Annotated in this window: 17 protein-coding genes and 1 tRNA gene; 12 read left to right on the forward strand and 6 right to left on the reverse strand. The window is 61.5% G+C overall.

Annotation, left to right across the window (positions count from 1 at the left end; all coding sequences use genetic code 11):
• Positions 1-478: 478 nt before the first annotated feature.
• The gene (locus ACWUKX_RS24805; protein ID WP_292074763.1) at positions 479-679 is read left to right on the forward strand and encodes a hypothetical protein; all 201 of its coding nucleotides are present in this window, start codon (positions 479-481) and stop codon (positions 677-679) included.
• 17 nt (positions 680-696) lie between these two features.
• On the opposite strand, the gene ACWUKX_RS24810 is transcribed toward ACWUKX_RS24805, so the two are convergent.
• The 3 genes from ACWUKX_RS24810 to ACWUKX_RS24820 all read right to left on the reverse strand — a co-directional run bounded on the left by ACWUKX_RS24810 (position 697) and on the right by ACWUKX_RS24820 (position 3,100).
• On the reverse strand, positions 697-915 hold the full coding sequence (locus tag ACWUKX_RS24810) for an RNA-binding protein (RefSeq protein WP_456009486.1): 219 nt from the start codon (positions 913-915) through the stop codon (positions 697-699).
• Between the two features lie 1,549 nt (positions 916-2,464).
• Positions 2,465-2,540, reverse strand: a tRNA-Ala gene (locus ACWUKX_RS24815).
• A gap of 170 nt (positions 2,541-2,710) precedes the next feature.
• Positions 2,711-3,100 carry a TIGR02300 family protein gene (locus ACWUKX_RS24820; protein ID WP_095517696.1) on the reverse strand — a complete coding sequence of 130 codons (390 nt, stop codon included), beginning with the start codon at positions 3,098-3,100 and terminating at the stop codon, positions 2,711-2,713.
• Between the two features lie 195 nt (positions 3,101-3,295).
• Between ACWUKX_RS24820 and aroA the strand changes: the two genes are divergently transcribed.
• The 4 genes from aroA (at position 3,296) to rpsA (ending at position 7,904) form a co-directional block, all read left to right on the forward strand.
• Positions 3,296-4,654, forward strand: a complete 1,359-nt coding sequence (gene aroA / locus ACWUKX_RS24825; protein ID WP_456009487.1) for a 3-phosphoshikimate 1-carboxyvinyltransferase — start codon at positions 3,296-3,298, stop codon at positions 4,652-4,654.
• 109 nt (positions 4,655-4,763) lie between these two features.
• Positions 4,764-5,360, forward strand: coding sequence for a hypothetical protein (locus ACWUKX_RS24830; RefSeq protein ID WP_456009488.1), 597 nt, complete (start codon positions 4,764-4,766; stop codon positions 5,358-5,360).
• The gene (gene cmk, locus ACWUKX_RS24835) at positions 5,357-6,001 is read left to right on the forward strand and encodes a (d)CMP kinase (protein ID WP_456009489.1); all 645 of its coding nucleotides are present in this window, start codon (positions 5,357-5,359) and stop codon (positions 5,999-6,001) included. Before ACWUKX_RS24830 ends, cmk begins: the two co-directional genes overlap by 4 nt.
• 205 nt (positions 6,002-6,206) lie before the next feature.
• Positions 6,207-7,904, forward strand: a complete 1,698-nt coding sequence (gene rpsA / locus ACWUKX_RS24840; RefSeq protein ID WP_029347639.1) for a 30S ribosomal protein S1 — start codon at positions 6,207-6,209, stop codon at positions 7,902-7,904.
• A gap of 92 nt (positions 7,905-7,996) precedes the next feature.
• On the opposite strand, the gene ACWUKX_RS24845 is transcribed toward rpsA, so the two are convergent.
• The 3 genes from ACWUKX_RS24845 to ACWUKX_RS24855 form a co-directional block, all read right to left on the reverse strand.
• Positions 7,997-8,704, reverse strand: coding sequence for an SDR family NAD(P)-dependent oxidoreductase (locus ACWUKX_RS24845; RefSeq protein WP_456009490.1), 708 nt, complete (start codon positions 8,702-8,704; stop codon positions 7,997-7,999).
• Positions 8,705-8,865: 161 nt separating this feature from the next.
• The gene (locus ACWUKX_RS24850) at positions 8,866-10,446 is read right to left on the reverse strand and encodes a 5-guanidino-2-oxopentanoate decarboxylase (RefSeq protein ID WP_456009491.1); all 1,581 of its coding nucleotides are present in this window, start codon (positions 10,444-10,446) and stop codon (positions 8,866-8,868) included.
• A complete protein-coding gene (locus ACWUKX_RS24855; protein ID WP_065006161.1) occupies positions 10,443-11,291 on the reverse strand; it encodes a dimethylarginine dimethylaminohydrolase family protein in 849 nt (282 codons plus the stop codon). Before ACWUKX_RS24855 ends, ACWUKX_RS24850 begins: the two co-directional genes overlap by 4 nt.
• A 218-nt stretch (positions 11,292-11,509) precedes the next feature.
• Here ACWUKX_RS24855 and ACWUKX_RS24860 point away from each other — a divergent pair, with 218 nt between their 5' ends.
• From ACWUKX_RS24860 to ACWUKX_RS24890, 7 genes are all read left to right on the forward strand, one after another.
• Positions 11,510-12,322 carry an ABC transporter ATP-binding protein gene (locus ACWUKX_RS24860; protein ID WP_456009499.1) on the forward strand — a complete coding sequence of 271 codons (813 nt, stop codon included), beginning with the start codon at positions 11,510-11,512 and terminating at the stop codon, positions 12,320-12,322.
• Positions 12,323-12,375: 53 nt separating this feature from the next.
• Complete coding sequence (locus ACWUKX_RS24865) at positions 12,376-13,170, forward strand: transporter substrate-binding domain-containing protein (RefSeq protein ID WP_029347631.1); 795 nt, start codon at positions 12,376-12,378, stop codon at positions 13,168-13,170.
• Between the two features lie 191 nt (positions 13,171-13,361).
• Positions 13,362-14,027: an ABC transporter permease gene (locus ACWUKX_RS24870; RefSeq protein WP_029347629.1), complete on the forward strand. Its 666-nt coding sequence runs from the start codon at positions 13,362-13,364 to the stop codon at positions 14,025-14,027.
• Positions 14,027-14,839, forward strand: coding sequence for an ABC transporter permease (locus ACWUKX_RS24875; protein WP_456009492.1), 813 nt, complete (start codon positions 14,027-14,029; stop codon positions 14,837-14,839). Before ACWUKX_RS24870 ends, ACWUKX_RS24875 begins: the two co-directional genes overlap by 1 nt.
• 33 nt (positions 14,840-14,872) lie before the next feature.
• Positions 14,873-15,874 (forward strand): Ldh family oxidoreductase, encoded by a 1,002-nt coding sequence (locus ACWUKX_RS24880; protein ID WP_029347626.1) that lies wholly within the window; start codon positions 14,873-14,875, stop codon positions 15,872-15,874.
• Positions 15,875-16,208: 334 nt separating this feature from the next.
• A complete protein-coding gene (locus ACWUKX_RS24885) occupies positions 16,209-16,661 on the forward strand; it encodes a DoxX family protein (protein WP_456009493.1) in 453 nt (150 codons plus the stop codon).
• Between the two features lie 118 nt (positions 16,662-16,779).
• Positions 16,780-17,754 carry a complex I NDUFA9 subunit family protein gene (locus ACWUKX_RS24890; protein ID WP_456009494.1) on the forward strand — a complete coding sequence of 325 codons (975 nt, stop codon included), beginning with the start codon at positions 16,780-16,782 and terminating at the stop codon, positions 17,752-17,754.
• Positions 17,755-17,817 lie beyond the last annotated feature (63 nt).

Genomic DNA, 17,817 nt, shown 5'->3' on the forward strand with positions numbered 1-17,817 from the left:
AAGAAAGATTCTCCTGCAGCGACACAGGGAAAACAATCATGGCTAATCTCGCATTGGCGATGCTGGGCATCTGGCATACCAAAACAGGGACAAACTTGGCGCGCTGCGTAATGAACGTCTTCGCTGAAGGACCGGCTGTGGAAGCGCGTTAGGGAACGCGCCGGGCCACCGCCAAAGGGCATGAAGCGGCCGGCGACGCAATGGGTCAAGCCGGGGCTGATCGGCCGCGTCAAACACCTGCGTGGCGAGGAAGACCTTCGGCATGCATCGCTACAGGATTTTCGGGAAGAGGACTGACACTCGTCATTTGGACGAGCGCCTATTTGTAATCCCGTTGACAATGACAGAGACAACAAAAATCGGCGCGGCCCACACCATCCAGTGAAAGACCGTCTCGGCGTGTGACGTCATAAACAGTTCATTTGTCACAACGCATCCGAAGAGACCGCCAACAACGAGCGCTGCACCCGAAAAGAACATGGACAGAGTCGACACCATTGCCAGCAATGCTTTCATTTCATTCGGGCCTGATGTTGGCTATTTCACAGAAAGCGCTCGCCGTCAGCACGGTGTTCAAAACAGAACCAGTGCGATGGCTGCCGCGGCTTGGCGAAACCCCATCCGCTCATCCTTGCTGCAGCCGACCCGTCTGGAAATATGCGGTTTCGCCGGTGTTTAGACCATCACAGATAGGATTCAAGCACTGGCGGTGCGGCGCTTCGAAAGAGCCTGCCACAACTCTGTTTCGTCGGTGAAGCCGTTCTCGAAAGCTTCAATAACTTCGCAGGCGAGCCGTTCCCTCTGGTCCCGGTCTTTAAGGGCCAGACGACGCTCTTGGCACAGCTGGTCGAATACTTTCTGGAGAAGGTCCAGGTCGTCCGACGTGAATATGCTGCTGAATTTTGAGAAAGTCATGACACTCCCCTCCCTTGTCGGGGCGAAAGCGTGATCTGCTCTTTCAAGCGTCCGGTTGCCTCGGTTTGGTGCGGACGACGCTTCACCATACGACGTTGTCGGCCGCACAGCGAATCATATTCAGTGATTTCAAACTGACCCAGGACCGACCTTCGGCATGGCGATTATATATTTGACAAACCCGCTTGCCTGAAACCTTTTGTCCGCTAGGCTCAGGTCTGGGTTATCGGGGGGTACAAAATGGATTTGCCTGAATTCATCGACAAAGTGCTCACGCCTCTCGGCGCCGGCTTGGGTGTGCTCTTGGCACTTCGGTTTAGTCCGCAGCTTCGTGCCCAGATTGGGAGATGGGGATTTCCGGTAGCGATTGCCGTGGTGCTGGTTATCGGAGCCACGAAATGGCTCTAGTACGCGCTACCCAGCCGTAAATGGCGAGGCGGCGAACTATTCAGCCCGCCGCCCGTCGCCGGTTTGTTAGGCCGCCGCTTGGGTCCAAGCCGAGTGGTTCGTCGAGCGGTTCCGAGGATGAGCGAACGACTAAAGGTACGGTTCGCCTATCAACGCGGCTGGCAAGTCGTGGACGGCAGCGCAATCCTGAGCACCTTCCAGAACAAGGAGGGAGCGTTTCAATTCCTTGTCGACCTTGGTGCCCGCGTCTGGTTGCAATGGGGCAGGACGGTAATTGGCGGGCAGTCACCGCCTTATGACTTTGCCGCACAGTTCCAGCAGGACAGCGTCGGCCGCATCATGAAAAGAATGCACGGTTCGGAATCAGGCACCTGGTTCTGGACATGCCATAAGGCGGCGCGCGGGGGACAGTCGCGACCAAGGAGGAGGCGGTAATAGAGGTCGAGCGCGCCTATACTCGCCGGATCGTCAAGGCGGACTGGCGCTAGATGCAGCCAAGCGACTGCGCCAGCTAGACGCCATGCAGAACACTGACAAACTTGTTCTCTGGAAAACGTCCGATAGTAACTCTGGAATTAACGAAGTAATCACTTTCCATTTTCTCTCACCTGTTTTTTGAAATGAACTTACGAGTATATAACGCACGATTCAGGGGTCGCTAGGATCCACCTTTATAATAATAGTGTCTCCGACGTATCTATCTGTGTTGTTATTGTCGAAGAAGTTTTCAGCTACGCTGATGTACTCAAGGCCTTTAAATTCGTATCTTACCTTATACCGGTATGTAGTTGGATCAGCAGAAAGAAATAACCTTTCAACCACCACAGCATTGACGACAGGCCAATGTTCAGCTCCACGTGCCAGTTTATTTTGTTGCCACGTACCTAACAGAAAGACACAAAAAACAACCAACACGAAGCCGATGAAAAGGTAACTGAACCAGCATGGCCATTCTGAAACCATCGATTAAAAATCCATCTGCAATTGCCAACCTTGACCCACCCATAAGGCGAGGCCGGCAGCAATAAACTACTGAGGCCGAAATTGCTCGCGGGGTGCCCCGGGGGTGCCCAAGGCCGCACCAGGCGATGGAAGCGGCCGAGGCCGCTTTGTTACGACTCTGTTTTTATTGAGAGAAAACTGGTGGAGCCAATCGGAATCGAACCGACGACCTCTTGAATGCCATTCAAGCGCTCTCCCAACTGAGCTATGGCCCCACTCCGGCAGTCTACCGGCGCCGTTGCCGGCGAAGAGATCCGGCGCGGGTTGAGACCGCGCCGTTAGTGCAGCGGCTTCTAACCCCGCCTTCCGTCAATATCAAGCCTTCAAGAGCCGCTTTTTATTAAGACGCCGCGAAAGTCGGCAGGCGCTTGCGCCAGAGGCCCGATCAGACTTCGTCGTCGTCGTCGCCGACGCCGATCATGTCGGCGACATCGTCGTCTTCTTCCTCTTCGTCGGCGAGGAAAGTATCGTCATCCTCGTCACCGAGGTCCACATCGTCCTCGTCATCGCCGAGATCGGGAAGATCGTCGGCTTTCGCATCCTCGTCCGCCTCTTCGAGCGAGACGACCTCGACGCCCTCTTCCTCCTCGGAGTCCACTTCCTTCTCGGCAACTTCCTCTTCCTCCTCGAGGGCGGCGATCTTGCCTTCCTCGAAATAGGAACGCGGGTAGCTCTTGCCGGTATAGGGCGAGACGATCGGATCCTTATTCAGGTCGTAGAATTTTTGACCCGTCTCGGGGTCGATGCGTTTGGTGCCAAGTTCGGGTTTTGCCACTGCAAGCCTCGTCGATGAAAGTTTGGTCCCCATAACCACAGTTTGCGGCGCTGTCAAAGCCTAAAGCCAGCGTCATAAATCGCCGCGTTGAGCGACCTCTTGCAAGGGGATGACCATTTCCGTCCGCCGTGATACGAGACCGCCCAAACCAAAAGAAAAAGGCCGGCCACCGGCATTTTCACGCAGGGAAAAGCCATGTCGCATACTGCCGCCCCGAAACCGGCCACCGCCCGCAAATCGTCAGCGCTTTCAGGCGCGGCGCGGGTGCCCGGCGACAAGTCGATCTCGCACCGCTCGTTCATGTTCGGCGGCCTCGCCTCCGGCGAGACCCGCATCACCGGCCTGCTGGAAGGCGAGGACGTGATGCGCACGGGCGCCGCGATGAAGGCAATGGGCGCGCATATAGAAAAGCTCGGCACTGAGTGGGTGATCCGCGGCACCGGCAACGGCGCGCTGCTACAGCCGGAAGGTCCGCTCGATTTCGGCAATGCCGGTACCGGCTCGCGCCTCACCATGGGCCTGATCGGCACCTACGACATGGAAACGACCTTCATCGGCGACACTTCGCTGTCCGGCCGGCCGATGGGCCGCGTGCTTGAGCCGCTGCGCCAGATGGGCGTGCAGGTGCTGAAGGCGACGCCCGGCGACCGCATGCCGATCACGCTGCACGGGCCCAAGCACGCCGCACCCATCACCTACCGCGTGCCGATGGCCTCGGCGCAGGTGAAGTCGGCGGTGCTGCTCGCCGGGCTGAACACGCCCGGCGTCACCACCGTCATCGAGCCGGCAATGACGCGCGACCACACCGAAAAGATGCTGAAAGGATTCGGCGCCAATCTGTCGGTCGAGACCGACGAGCGCGGCGTGCGCCACATTTTCATCGAGGGCCAGGGCAAGCTCACCGGCCAGACGATCGCTGTGCCGGGCGACCCGTCCTCGGCCGGCTTTCCGCTGGTGGCGGCGCTGATCGTGCCGGGCTCAGACATTACAATCGAAAACGTGCTGATGAACCCGACCCGGACCGGGTTGCTTTTGACGCTGCAGGAAATGGGCGCCCGGATCGACATTGTCGACCCGCGCAATGAAGGCGGCGAAGATGTCGCCGATCTGCGGGTGCGCTATTCCGAGCTGAAGGGGGTCACCGTGCCGCCCGAACGGGCGCCGACGATGATCGACGAATATCCAGTGCTTGCTGTCGCCGCTAGCTTCGCCGAGGGCGAGACGCTGATGCAGGGACTGGAAGAGCTGCGGGTGAAAGAATCCGACCGGCTGTCGGCAGTGGCCGAAGGACTGAAGCTCAACGGCGTCGACTGTACCGAGGGCGAGGCCTCGTTGGCGGTGCGCGGGAAACCCGGCGGCAAGGGGCTCGGCCGGCACCCCAATGGACACAACACCGTCGTCCAGACCCATCTCGACCACCGCATCGCCATGAGCTTTCTGGTCATGGGGCTGGCAACGGAAAAGCCTGTGACCATCGACGACCAGGCGATGATCGCGACCAGCTTTCCGGAGTTCATGGGGCTGATGAAGGGGCTGGGCGCGGAGATTGAGTGACAGTACGCTACCGCTGCGAATTTTCACGTTCAGAACCAAGCCAGTCCTGGCTGTGATCTTGTGACTGACTTTCGATTTCTTTGTATGCAACGGCGCAGGCGGTAAAGAAATGGCTAGTCCTGATTTTCAGAAGCCGGGAATCAAGGGCCCTCATTGGCAAAGGCAAGCAGACGGAACTTTTCTGTTCTGCTTGGACAGGTCCTCCAAAACCCGGGTCGTCAATGCCGATCAACTCAACAGCCTCATCGAGATCCAGAATCGCGAATGGGCGATTGTGTTGTTGACTCTTATTCCTCTGCTAATGTTCATCGCGCTCTGGCTTGCAGGCCGGATGGCGAGCATCTGGGTTCTCCTTGCTGCAGCTGTCTGGATTGCTTTTAACCATTACATCCATCGCAGGTTGCGAGCCCAGGCTGGAGCCATTCTCTCCACCACCCCGCTGTCTCACGATGAGCTTGTTTTTCCAAACGTGTCGATCGACCTAATAGCTGCCGGGTTAGCAAGATCGGTTCCGCCGTATTTGCGTAATTCCTGCCTGATTATGTCGATATTGTTCGCTGGAAGCAGTGCAGTCACCCTGGTCGATGGCATGGCTCATCTAACTCTTGGTGCGCAGGAGATGAACCCGATCGTCAGCGCTTGTGGATTGGCGATCTTTGGCCTGCTGTCCCATCTTTTTTGTCGTGCCCGAAAGCTACGCCTTTGACCTTCACCATCGCCATTGACGGCCCCGCGGGCGCAGGCAAAGGCACCCTTGCCCGCCGGGTCGCCGACCACTACCGGCTGAACCTGCTCGACACCGGCCTCACCTATCGCGCTGTGGCCCATGCGCTGCTTCGGCTCGGTCTGCCGCTTGACAATGTCTCAGCCGCCGAGACCGCTGCCCGCCAGGTCGACATGGCCAAGCTCGACCGGTCGGTGCTGTCGGCGCATGCGGTCGGCGAGGCGGCTTCGAAAGTGGCGGTGTTCCCTTCAGTGCGGCGCATACTGGTCGAAAAGCAGCGCGAATTCGCCAAGGCGCCGCCGGGCGCCGTGCTCGACGGCCGCGACATCGGCACCGTCGTCTGTCCCGACGCCGACATCAAGCTCTATGTGACGGCCAGCGCCGAAGTGCGGGCAGAGCGGCGGCTGGCCGAGATCGAGAGCATCGGCGGCACCGCCGATTTCAACGAAATCCTCGCCGATATCCTGCGCCGCGACGAGCGCGACATGGGTCGCGCCGACTCGCCGCTGAAGCCTGCCGCCGACGCGCACTTGCTCGACACCTCGGAAATGGCTATAGAAGCCGCGTTCCTGGCGGCCAAGGCGATCATCGACGACGTTCTGGCCAAGAGAAACAAAGCCTGAGCTGGGTTTTCCTTCCGCTGCCGATTGCCGGCGGCGAAAAGATATCCATATCGGGCACGAACCAGCCTGCCAGCATTTTTCATGCGCCGGAATTGCCGCTTAGGCGGCCAAGGGTTTTTCTGAAGCCCGGAACGCCGGCAGGCCAACGCAACGCTAACCCACGGCGCCCGTCCCGCTTGAGATGCGGGGCATTCCAGGAGAAACTATGTCAGTTGCAAACCCTACTCGCGATGATTTCGCGAGCCTGCTCGAAGAATCATTTTCCGCCGGCCATTCCGGCGAAGGCCAAGTCGTCAAGGGCACGATCACCGCGATCGAAAAGGACATGGCTATCATCGACGTCGGCCTCAAGGTCGAAGGCCGCGTGCCGCTGAAGGAATTCGGCGTCAAGGGCAAGGACTCGACGCTCAAGGTCGGGGACACGGTCGAGGTCTATGTCGAGCGCATCGAGAACGCGCTTGGCGAAGCGATGCTTTCCCGTGAAAAGGCCCGCCGCGAAGAGAGCTGGGTCCGTCTCGAAGAGAAGTTCACCAAGGGTGAGCGCGTCGAAGGCGTCATCTTCAACCAGGTCAAGGGCGGCTTCACCGTCGATCTCGACGGCGCCGTGGCCTTCCTGCCGCGCAGCCAGGTCGACATCCGCCCGATTCGCGACGTCTCGCCGCTGATGCACAATCCGCAGCCTTTCGAGATCCTCAAGATGGATCGCCGCCGCGGCAACATCGTGGTGTCGCGCCGTACCGTGCTCGAGGAAAGCCGCGCCGAACAGCGTTCGGAAATCGTGCAGAACCTCGAAGAAGGCCAGGTGGTCGAAGGCGTCGTCAAGAACATCACCGATTATGGTGCGTTCGTCGACCTCGGCGGCATCGACGGCCTGCTGCATGTCACCGACATGGCATGGCGCCGCGTCAACCATCCGACCGAAATCCTCAACATCGGCCAGACGGTCAAGGTGCAGATCATCCGCATCAACCAGGAAACCCACCGCATCTCGCTCGGCATGAAGCAGCTCGAGAGCGATCCGTGGTCCGAGATCGGAACGAAATTCCCGATAGGCAAGAAGATCAAGGGCACCGTCACCAACATCACCGACTACGGCGCATTCGTCGAGCTGGAGCCGGGCATCGAGGGCCTCATCCACGTTTCGGAAATGTCGTGGACGAAGAAGAACGTCCATCCCGGCAAGATCCTGTCGACGACGCAGGAAGTCGATGTGGTGGTGCTCGAGGTCGATCCGGCCAAGCGCCGCATTTCACTCGGCCTCAAGCAGACGCTCGAGAACCCATGGCAGGCTTTCGCCAGCAGCCATCCGGTCGGCAGCCAGGTCGAGGGCGAGGTCAAGAACAAGACCGAATTCGGCCTGTTCATCGGCCTCGAAGGCGATGTCGACGGCATGGTCCATCTTTCCGACCTCGACTGGACCCGTCCGGGCGAGCAGGTGATCGAGGAGTACAATCGCGGCGACATCGTCAAGGCGCAGGTGCTCGACGTCGACATCGACAAGGAGCGCATCTCGCTCGGCATCAAACAGCTGGCCAAGGACACGGCCGGCGAGGCGGCGACTTCAGGCGAACTGCGCAAGAACGCTGTCGTCACCTGCGAAGTCACCGGCGTCAAGGATGGCGGTCTGGAAGTGCGGCTCGTCGAGAGCGGCATCGAGACCTTCATCAAGCGCTCCGACCTCAGCCGCGACCGCGACGAGCAGCGCCCAGAGCGCTTCACGGTCGGCCAGAAGGTCGACGCCCGCGTCATCGCCTTCGACAAGAAGACCCGCAAGCTGCAGGTCTCGATCAAGGCGCTGGAAATCGCCGAGGAGAAGGAAGCGGTCGCCCAGTACGGCTCGACCGATTCCGGCGCTTCGCTGGGCGACATCCTGGGTGCCGCGCTGAAGAAGCAGGGCAGCTAAAGATTGGTTGCTGCCGCATTTCGGTGCGGCTGTGACGAAAAACCCCGCCGGAGCGATCCGGCGGGGTTTTCTTTGGTCGACGACCTGCTGTGTCAGGCCCTGCCGTAAAGCGGCACCAGCGTGCCGCTCATCGCCAGATTGGCCGGCGAAGCGAGATAGGCAATGGCCTCAGCGGCCGCTTCGAGGCTGACCCATTTGCTGAAATCGGCGGCCGGCATGTCTGCCCTGGTGGCCGGCGTGTCGAGCGTCGAGGGCGCGACCGCGTTGACCAGGATTCCCTTGCCCTTGAGTTCTTCCGCCATCGCCACCGTCATTGCCGCGACCGCCGCCTTGCTGGCGCCGTAGGCGACCATGCCGGAACCGCGCCGAAGGTCGATCCCGGCGCGCGCCGTGACATTGACGATGCGCCCCGACACTGAAGATTCCAGCATCGAGCGGATCGCCGCGCGGCAGCACAGGAAGGTGGTACGGGCGTTGGTATCCATCATTTCGGCAAAGGATGCGGGCTCGATCTTCTCGACCGGCGCAGCGGTGAAACCGCCGGCCAGATGGATGGATGCCCACAAATCGGTAACGCTGGCATAGAACGCATCGACCTTAGCGGGATCGGCGAGATCGACATTGTGCGCCAGCCTGACGCGCTCATGTGCCGGGAAGGGAAAATGCGCGGGCGCGGCAGCATGGGCATTGGGCACATGGCAGACCGCACCCTGCTCCAGCAGTTTGCCGACAACCGCGCCACCGAGCGCTCCTGTGCCGCCGGTCACCACAACATGCCTGCCGTCCAGTGTATCCGTCATCTTCGACCGCTCCAGTCACTCATATGCCGCGCCGCCGCCGAAGGTCGCGCCTTTCGCGAGATCACTCAACCGAAATCTCGATGACACAGTGTCGTTTACGCACCTCAAGCCGGCGGCCATCCGACGAGGATCGCATCCCCAAGCAGACGCTGCCACAGCACTCAATCGACAGGGATCTCGATGACATACGGCAGTCCGGTCGCCCGCGCGCGCTGGAGTGCGTCCGCCAGACGACCGATGCCGGCAAGCCGCTCGGCGGCAATGCCATAGGCCTCGGCCAGCTTGCAGAAATCAGGCGGCGCCGGCGAGACGCCGACCGGCTCGACGCCGACATCGAGCATTGAGGTTTCGATTTCGCGATAGCCGCGATTGTTCCAGACGACGAAGATCACCGGCGCCGAGGCGTCGAGCGCGGCGCCCAGTTCCGGCAGCGTGAACTGGAAACCACCGTCGCCGGTGAGACAAATGACCGGCGCATCAGGCACGGCAAGGGCCGCACCGATTGCCGCCGGCGGACCATAGCCGAGCGCGCCGAAGCCGGTGGCGGCGTTGAACCAGCCGCCCGGTCGATCGTGATCGTAATAGAGGTTGGCGGCATAGACCGGCTGGGTCGAATCGCCGACGATAATCGAGCCCGGCAACGCATCGCGGATCGCCTCGACGGCTCGTGTTTGCGCCTGGAGGCTCGGGCTGATTTCGGCGAAGGCCGCTTGCCTCGTTGCAGCGGCGCGAGCCGGACCGTCGTCCGATGGCGGCTGGCCCTTGCCGATTTCGGCAAGCAGCGCCTCGAGTGCTACGCCGCAATCGGCCTGGATCGAAATCCGGGCCGGCCGGCGGGCAAGCTGGTCGGCGCCGATGTCGATGCGGATCAGATTGGTCGGCAGGACAAAGCCGCCGTCGCTATACCCATCATAGTCGGTCGGGCCGAATTCGGTGCCGGCGGCAATGACCAGATCGGCCTCGGCCATCAGCGCACGCACCGCCTTCAGACTCGGGCTCGCCGGCACGCCAAGCGGATGGCGATGCAGCAGGCCGCGGGCATTGGCCGTCTGGACAACCGGCGCTCCCATCCTTTCGGCGAGACGCTTCAGCGGCGCGTCGGCTCTCTTGGCGCCGCCGCCGGCGAGGATCAGCGGGCGGCGGGCAGCCGCGCAAAGCCTTGCCGCCTCTGCTATCGCCGCCGCATCCGGTTCGGGCGGCGCGACATTGGTCAGCAAAGCTGCGATGCCGTCGGCCGGCTTGACCATGATGTCGGTCGGGATCTCGATATGGACCGGACCGGGGCGCGATGACGAAAACAGGGCGAAAGCGCGGGCAAGCACGCCCGGCAGTTCGTCGGCGTCGGTGACACGGTGCGAGAAGAGCGCCACCTTCTCCATCATGCCACGCTGGTCGGGGAGTTCGTGCAGATGGCCGAGGCCCTTGCCCAGCGTCGGAGTGGCATTGACGCCTGAGATCACCAGCATCGGAACCGAATCGGCGCGGGCCTGGCCCATGGCGGTTATGGTGTTGGTTAGTCCCGGTCCGGTGATGACGAAGGCGACGCCAGGCTTGCCGCTGGCGCGCGCATAACCGTCGGCCATGAAGCCGGCGCCCTGCTCATGACGCGGGGTGACGTGGCGGATTTTCGAGCGCGCCAGCCCGCGATAGAGTTCGACAGTATGCACACCCGGAATGCCGAAGACCGTGTCGACGTCATGGGCTTCGAGCAAAGTGATGAGCGCTTCGCCGACTGTCGTCATTGTCTGAGCACCGGACGTGTGAGGCAAGTCGGTCCGCCCTCGCAGGCAATGCACAGCGCGTCCGCCTCGAAGGTTGAAACCCTGCAGCCGGCGGCAGCCATGGCCGCCGCCGTCTTCGGGAAGCCGGCAACGGCGATCACCTCGCGCGGTGCGGTCGGCAGCACATTGAGGCTGAGACCGTTGGAAGCGAAGAACTCCTCGGCGTCGCCCTCGACCAGGCGAATGCCGCGCGCCCGCAGCATCTGGTAGAAGGCAGCCGGCAAAAGCGGTGCATAGACCAGCGCCAGATCGTCGGCGAGCGGACTGATCACCGACATCAGGTGCAGGCAGGCCTCCTCGCCATGCCAGAGCGGCAGGTCGTAACCATAGACCTGTATACCCTTGGGTGTTAGCAGGTTGGCGAGTTGCTGGATGCCATCCTGGTTGGTGCGCACGCCGCGGCCGACGGCCAGCGTCCGAGAATCCACCCAGACGCAGTCGCCGCCCTCGACTTGGCCGGGATGCTCGATGCGGCCGAGGATAGGCACGCCCATGCGCTTGTAGGCCGCCTCGTGCAGGCCGGGCTCAGCCAGGCGCAGCGCCTTGCCCATGGCAAGAATGATGGCGCCGTGGTCGGTCATCAGTGAAGGATCGTGTGTGAAGACGGAATCGGCAAGCCCGTCATCGGCGTCGGTCAGCCATTCGATCTCGGCGCCGGATGCCAGAACCAGCGTCGTCAGCGCCTGATGCTGGGCAGCGGCCTTTTGCGGATCGAAGCCAGGACCATAGTGCCATTCCGATGCTTTGGCGCGAGGCATGGCGCTTGCGGCGGACCGCATCAGCACGCGCTGCAGGGGCCCGGCCATGGACTGCGACCCGTATGCTTTACCCACCAAGTGCTCCTGAAACATCCCATTCAGCCAATAGCCACTCAGCGAGCCGCGATCAATGGTCCAAAAAGCATGGTTGACGGAGGCAAGCGGAACGGTCCATCTTGAGAATGAGAAGTCTGTCCAGTGATGGTAATGGGTAAAAAATTCCAGCAGCGACGGGTCCAGCCGCATCGTGAGGCACCCCAAAGGTGATAGCGCAAGGCCCGGCCCCCGCCCTGAAGTACACGGCGCAGAACGACGCCGCCGAAGCCATCCATGTCGAGAACCTGCATAAAAGATTCGGCGAACTGCATGTGCTGAAGGGTGTTTCGCTGTCGGCGCGCGACGGCGAAGTCATCGCCATCATCGGCGGCAGCGGCTCGGGCAAGTCGACCCTGCTGCGCTGCATCAATTGCCTGGAGAACCCGACCAGCGGAATCATCCGCGTCAATGGCGAGGAGATCCGGATGAAGGCCGACAGTCACGGCCACACCGTTCCCGCCGACCGCAAGCAGATCGAGCGCATCCGCTCCAAGCTCGGCATGGTCTTTCAGAATTTCAATTTGTGGAGCCACATGACGCTGATCGAGAACGTAATCGAGGTTCCGGTGCATGTTCTCGGCGTCAAGCGCGACGTGGCCATCGCCGAGGCCGAAAAGCTGCTCGCCCGCGTCGGGCTGGCCGAAAAGCGCGATGTCTATCCGGCCTATCTGTCGGGCGGCCAGCAGCAGCGCGCGGCCATCGCCCGGGCGCTGGCCATCAATCCGCGCGTCATGCTGTTCGACGAGCCGACCTCGGCGCTCGACCCGGAACTGATCGGCGAGGTGCTGAAGGTGATCGGCGATCTGGCGCGCGAGGGCCGCACCATGGTGCTGGTGACCCACGAGATGAAGTTCGCCCGCGAAGTCGCGACGCATGTCGTCTACCTTTACAACGGGTTGGTCGAGGAAGAAGGGCCGCCGGAGCAGATCTTCGGTGCGCCCAAATCCGAAAGGCTGAAGCAGTTTCTGCGCAATGTTGGATGACTTGCGAGAAAAGCAGACGGGAACGTCAAACCAAAAACGGGAGAAATGAAAAAATGAAACCTTTTCTCAAAACGGCGCTCGCGGCCACGCTGATCGCGTTGTCGGGCGCATTTTCGGCAAGCGCCGAACAGATCAAGGTGGGTTTTTCGCCTGAAGCCTATCCGCCGTTTTACTCGCAGGATGCTTCCGGCAACTGGGGTGGCTGGGAAGTAGACATCGTCAACGCCATCTGCAGCGAAGCCAAGCTGGATTGCGTATTGACGCCAATCCCGTGGGACGGCCTTATCCCGGCGCTTAAAACCAAGAAGATCGACGCGATTATGAATTCGATGTCCATTACCGACGAACGCAAGAAGGAAATCGATTTTTCGGAGAAATACTACAATACGCCGACTGCGGTGATCGGCGCCAAGGATCAGAAATTCGATGCGACGCCAGAGGGGCTGAAAGCCAAGATTATCGGCGTTCAGGCGTCCACGGTGCACGCTGCTTACGCCAAGAAGCACTTCACCGATGCTGCCGAGATCAAAGAATACCAGACGCAGGACGAGGCAAATCAGGATCTCGCCGCCGGCCGGATCGATGCCACTCAGGCCGATTCGATCGCGCTCGACGCATTTTTGAAGTCGGATCAAGGCAAAGCGTGCTGCGACCTCAAAGGTTATGTCGCACCGGACCTTGAAGTGCTCGGGCCTGGCGTCGGCGCCGGCGTACGTCAAGGCGATACCGGGCTCAAGGACAAGCTCAATGCCGCAATCAAGGCCATCCGCGCCAATGGCAAGTATGCCGAAATCACCAAGAAGTACTTCGACTTCGACATCTACGGCGAAGAGTCGCAGTCCAACTGACGGCAGCGGCATCAAGCCGGGCATGCCTAGCCGCCATCGTCGCGATGGCACGTCCGGCTTGATACATCATTGGCGCCTCAACCCGGAAGTCCAGGGGACATAAGCTGAGCGACGTTCTCGCCACCATCTTCGGAGCCAGTTCGCTGGAATTGCTTTCCTTCCAGCCGCCGAACGGCAGGGGTCTCAGCCTTCTGCATGGGTTGGCAAACTCCGTCGGAATTGCTTTCGGCTCCTTTGGAGTCGGTCTCGTGATCGGCGTCGGCGGCGCTTATGGCAAGCTCTATGGCGGGCCGGTGGTCCGTGACCTGCTGGAAGTCTATACCACCGTGGTCCGCGCTGTGCCCGAACTGGTGCTGATCCTGCTGCTTTATTTCGCTGGTACCGACCTCATCAACCAGTTGCTCACCGCGCTCGGCCATGCCGCAATCGATATCAACGGTGTTGTCGCCGGAATAGGCGTGCTCGGGGTCGTGCAGGGCGCCTACTCTACCGAAGTCTTGCGCGGCGCGATTCTCGGCATTCCGCAGGGCCAGATCGAAGCCGCGCGGGCGTATGGAATGCCCCCCGGCCTGCTTCTCAGGCGTATCACGCTACCTGCGATGCTGCCCTTCGCCATCCCAGGGCTGGCAAATCTGTGGCTGATCGCCACCAAGGACACCGCGCTTCTCGCGATCGTCGGCGTCAATGAACTGACGCAAACCACACGGACGGCAGCCGGCGCGACGAAGGCTTATTTCACCTTCTTCATGGCGGCGGGCGCGCTCTATCTCGTTCTGACCCTCGTCTCCAACGTCGTCATCGGGCGTGTTGAGCGCTGGGCGCGACGCGGCATGCCTTCGATCGCGGGAACTCACTGATGGCGGCTGCCGAAACCCCGGTCATTAACGCCGCCGCCCGAGCTTCGCTCTGGATGCGGCCACATCGGATAGCGCTGATCCTGATCGCGCTGGTTATCATATTGGCGTCGATTTTCCTCATGCGCTGGGATTGGCTGCCCGCCTATCTGCCGCTGGCTTTGCAGGGCATATGGCGGACCATATGGCTGCTGGTGGTGACGTCGGCTCTGGGCATCGCGCTCGCTATCCCCCTCGGCCTCGCGCAGGTGATCGGCCCGCCGATTCTGAGCGTTCCGGCCAAGGTGTTCTGCACGGTTATTCGTGGTACGCCGCTGCTGCTCCAGCTCTGGCTGCTCTACTTCGGACTCGGTTCGCTGTTTCCACAATTTCCGTGGATACGCGAGTCGTTCCTCTGGCCCATTCTCAGGCAGGCATGGCCCTATGCAGTTCTTTCGCTGACGATTTCCTATGCTGGCTACGAAGGCGAAGTAATGCGTGGCGCCTTCGCAGGCGTACCGAAAGGTCAACTCGAGGCGGCCCGAGCTTTCGGCATGAGCCGTTGGAAAATGTTCAGGCGAGTATGGCTTCCGCAGGCGATCCACCGGGCGCTGCCGACGCTGGCCGGCGAAACCGTTCTCCAGCTGAAGGCAACACCGCTGGTGGCGACCATAACCATGGTCGACATCTATGCCGTAGCCTCGAGGGTGCGCCAGGATCTGTTCGTCACCTACGAACCCTTGCTGCTTCTGGCGTTGGTCTATATGGCCATCACCGGTATCCTGGTCCTCGGCTTCCGCCGGCTCGAGGCGCGGATTCCGAACCGGCTCGGCTGATCGAGACAGTTTCACGAATTCAGGACTTACGAAATGCAACTTAGTCTCGACCAGGCGACAGGGCTGTGCCGGATGGCGGCGCTCGGCGCCGGCGCCAATGAAGAAGCGGCGCAGTCGCTTGCAGCCTCCATCGTAGCGGCCGAGGCGGAAGGGCTGTCGACGGTGGGGTTGTCGCATTTCATCGACTATCTCGAAGCACTGGAGGCCGGCCGCATCGACGGCAAGGCCGAGCCGGTCATCACTAGGCCGGCCTTGGCGGTCTATCTCTCTGACGCGAGAGGCGGTCTGGCGCATACCGGCTTCGACCGCACCATCGACGATCTCGCCAAGGCGGCGCGCCTGTTCGGCGTCGCCATCTTTTCGCAGAAGAACGCCTATACATGCGGCGCACTCGGCTATTTCACCGGGCGGCTGGCCGCGCAGGGGCTGGTGTCCTTTGCCGCGACCAACGGACCGGCCGTGCTTGCCGGCTCGGGCTCGGTCAAGCCGGTCTATTGCACCAACCCGATGTCCTTCGCCGCGCCCGCGGCCGACGAAACGCCGCTGGTCATCGACCAGTCGTCGAGCGCCACTGCCTTCGTCAACATCCGCAAGGCGGCCGAGGACGGCAGAAAAATTCCAGAAGGCTGGGCACTGGACGCGAGCGGCAACCCGACCACCGATCCCGCCGCCGCCATGAAAGGCGCGATGCTGGCCTTCGGCGGCCAGCGCGGCGCCAACATCGCGCTGATGGTCGAAGTGCTGGCGGCTGGCCTGTCGGGCGCCAACTGGTCGCTCGATGCGCCATGGTTCAGCGGCGGACCGGACAGTCCCGGAACCGGCCTCTTCGTGCTGGCCGTCGAGCCTAAGCTGCTCGATCCGGATTTCGAGAAACGCATGAAGGACCAGCTCGAACGGTTGCGCCGCCGCTACGGCGTGCATGTGCCCGGCCGTGCCCGGGCCGAAGCGGCGGAGAAGGCGGCAGCACGGGGCATAACGGCTCCGAAAGCCGTGGTGCAGCGCATCTCCGAATTCGCCGCCCGGTATTCGTCCTAAAAAGTTTGTCTGCGATTTTTTCGCCGCCGTTGAACCTTTTTGCGCGGTGCCGCGACCAATGCCTGTCCGGGGTGGGGTTTTGCCCGGGCGGTGACATCCGGTCGAATGTCCAGGGCTGGGGCGGGCGTCTCACGCCGTCCTGATACCGTCTCAGGTCAGGCCGCCTCGTCGGACCCTGACTCCGACCTTGGAAGTCACCCCGAAAACCCCGCTTCGGCGGGGTTTTCTGCGTTCTCTCGCATCTGGTCAGTTAACACGCCTTTTCAACTTTTGTTCATTTGACTTTGACTGAGGTGGTCGGGTGTTTGCGCGAAGCAGCAAAAGAGGAGCCCCAATGTCCGCAAGCACCGACAACTCCAGAAGAAGCCTTTTCGTCCCAGCCCTTGGCAGCCTTTATGTGGCGCTGCACACCACCTCTGAAACCATCCTGCGTGCCGTAGCCGGCATCTTCCTCACCATTCATGGTTCGCAGAAGATCACCGATCCGTTTGGCGCCGCCGAGATGGTCGAGGGCCTCGGCTTCTATCCGGGCGCAGTTTGGTCCCTGCTCTTGGCATGCACCGAGTTCTTCGGAGGCATTTTCATCGCCATAGGTCTCTTGACCCGACCGGCCGCCTTCGCCGGAATGTTCGTGCTTCTGGTCACCGTCTGGTTCCATTGGGTCACTATGGGCGAGGGCTTTTCGGGCGCCGAAAAATCGCTGCTGTGGGCGGCGATCCTGTTCTTCTTCGTCATTCGCGGCGGCAACCGCCAATCGGTCGACGCACGCATCGGCAGGGCGTTCTGACGCGGTCGAAACAAGGTCTCCGGCGACTTATCGTCGCCCTTTGCCTTTGGCGCGAAACGGACTAAGAAACGGCTTCAGTCAAGCGCCAGTAAATCTGGAAACTGCGCCGGAGCCAGCAATGACCGAAATCCTGCAGACCCCAAAGCTCGTCGTCGTGTTCGGCGGTTCCGGCTTTGTCGGCCGTCACGTCGTGCGGGCGCTGGCCAGGCGCGGCTACCGCATAAGGGTCGCCTGCCGCCGGCCCGATCTCGCCGGCCATCTGCAGCCGCTCGGCAATGTCGGCCAGATCCAGCCGGTGCAGGCCAATGTTCGCGTGCGCTGGTCGGTCGACCGCGCCGTGCAAGACGCCGATCATGTCGTCAATCTGGTGGCCATCCTGCATGAGAGCGGCCGGCAGAAATTCACCTCCGTCCACGAATTCGGCGCACGCGCCGTCGCCGAAGCGGCGCGCGCCGTCGGCGCTGGCCTCACCCATATCTCGGCTCTGGGCGCCGATCTGAACGCGCAATCGGACTACGCGCGCACCAAGGCGCTCGGCGAAAAAGCGGTCCTGGAAACGATCAGCGATGCCGTCATCTTGCGGCCGTCGATCAATTTCGGGCCGGAGGACAGTTTCTTCAACCGGTTCGCCAATATGGCGCGCTATTCGCCGGTCCTGCCGCTGATCGGCGGTGGGCAGACCAAATTCCAGCCGGTCTATGTCGGCGATGTCGCCGAAGCGGTGGCGCGCTCGGTCGACGGCAAAGTCCAGGGCGGCCGGATCTATGAGCTTGGCGGGCCGCAGGTGCTCACCTTCAAGCAATGCATGCAGGAAATGCTTGCCATGATCGACCGCAAGCGACTTCTGGTGTCGGTGCCTTGGTGGGTGGCGAACATGCAGGCATCGATTCTCGGGCTTTTGCCCAATCCACTGCTGACCAAGGATCAGGTCCTGCAATTGCGCGAGCACAACATCGTGTCGGAAGCGGCCACCAGGGAAAACAGGACGCTCGCCGGTCTCGATATCCAGCCACAGTCGATCGGCAGCATCCTGCCCAGCTATCTCTGGCGTTACCGGGCCGCGGGCCAGTTCCAGCGCAAGACGGCGGCCTAGAGCGCTTCGCCTTTTGACTGAATCTGGATTCCCAAGTTTGCGCAAATCAGATTCGATGTCCTG

The organism is Mesorhizobium sp. f-mel, assembly GCF_053850215.1.

Coding starts and splice junctions, on each gene's coding strand:
- ACWUKX_RS24885 (WP_456009493.1), top strand. CDS start 16,209: ATGTCCGCAAGCACCGACAACTCCAGAAGAAGCCTTTTCGTCCCAGCC.
- ACWUKX_RS24845 (WP_456009490.1), bottom strand. CDS start 8,704: ATGACGGATACACTGGACGGCAGGCATGTTGTGGTGACCGGCGGCACA.
- rpsA (WP_029347639.1), top strand. CDS start 6,207: ATGTCAGTTGCAAACCCTACTCGCGATGATTTCGCGAGCCTGCTCGAA.
- ACWUKX_RS24875 (WP_456009492.1), top strand. CDS start 14,027: ATGGCGGCTGCCGAAACCCCGGTCATTAACGCCGCCGCCCGAGCTTCG.
- aroA (WP_456009487.1), top strand. CDS start 3,296: ATGTCGCATACTGCCGCCCCGAAACCGGCCACCGCCCGCAAATCGTCA.
- ACWUKX_RS24890 (WP_456009494.1), top strand. CDS start 16,780: ATGACCGAAATCCTGCAGACCCCAAAGCTCGTCGTCGTGTTCGGCGGT.
- ACWUKX_RS24810 (WP_456009486.1), bottom strand. CDS start 915: ATGACTTTCTCAAAATTCAGCAGCATATTCACGTCGGACGACCTGGAC.
- ACWUKX_RS24855 (WP_065006161.1), bottom strand. CDS start 11,291: ATGGCCGGGCCCCTGCAGCGCGTGCTGATGCGGTCCGCCGCAAGCGCC.
- ACWUKX_RS24805 (WP_292074763.1), top strand. CDS start 479: ATGGACAGAGTCGACACCATTGCCAGCAATGCTTTCATTTCATTCGGG.
- ACWUKX_RS24865 (WP_029347631.1), top strand. CDS start 12,376: ATGAAACCTTTTCTCAAAACGGCGCTCGCGGCCACGCTGATCGCGTTG.
- ACWUKX_RS24830 (WP_456009488.1), top strand. CDS start 4,764: ATGGCTAGTCCTGATTTTCAGAAGCCGGGAATCAAGGGCCCTCATTGG.
- ACWUKX_RS24880 (WP_029347626.1), top strand. CDS start 14,873: ATGCAACTTAGTCTCGACCAGGCGACAGGGCTGTGCCGGATGGCGGCG.
- ACWUKX_RS24850 (WP_456009491.1), bottom strand. CDS start 10,446: ATGACGACAGTCGGCGAAGCGCTCATCACTTTGCTCGAAGCCCATGAC.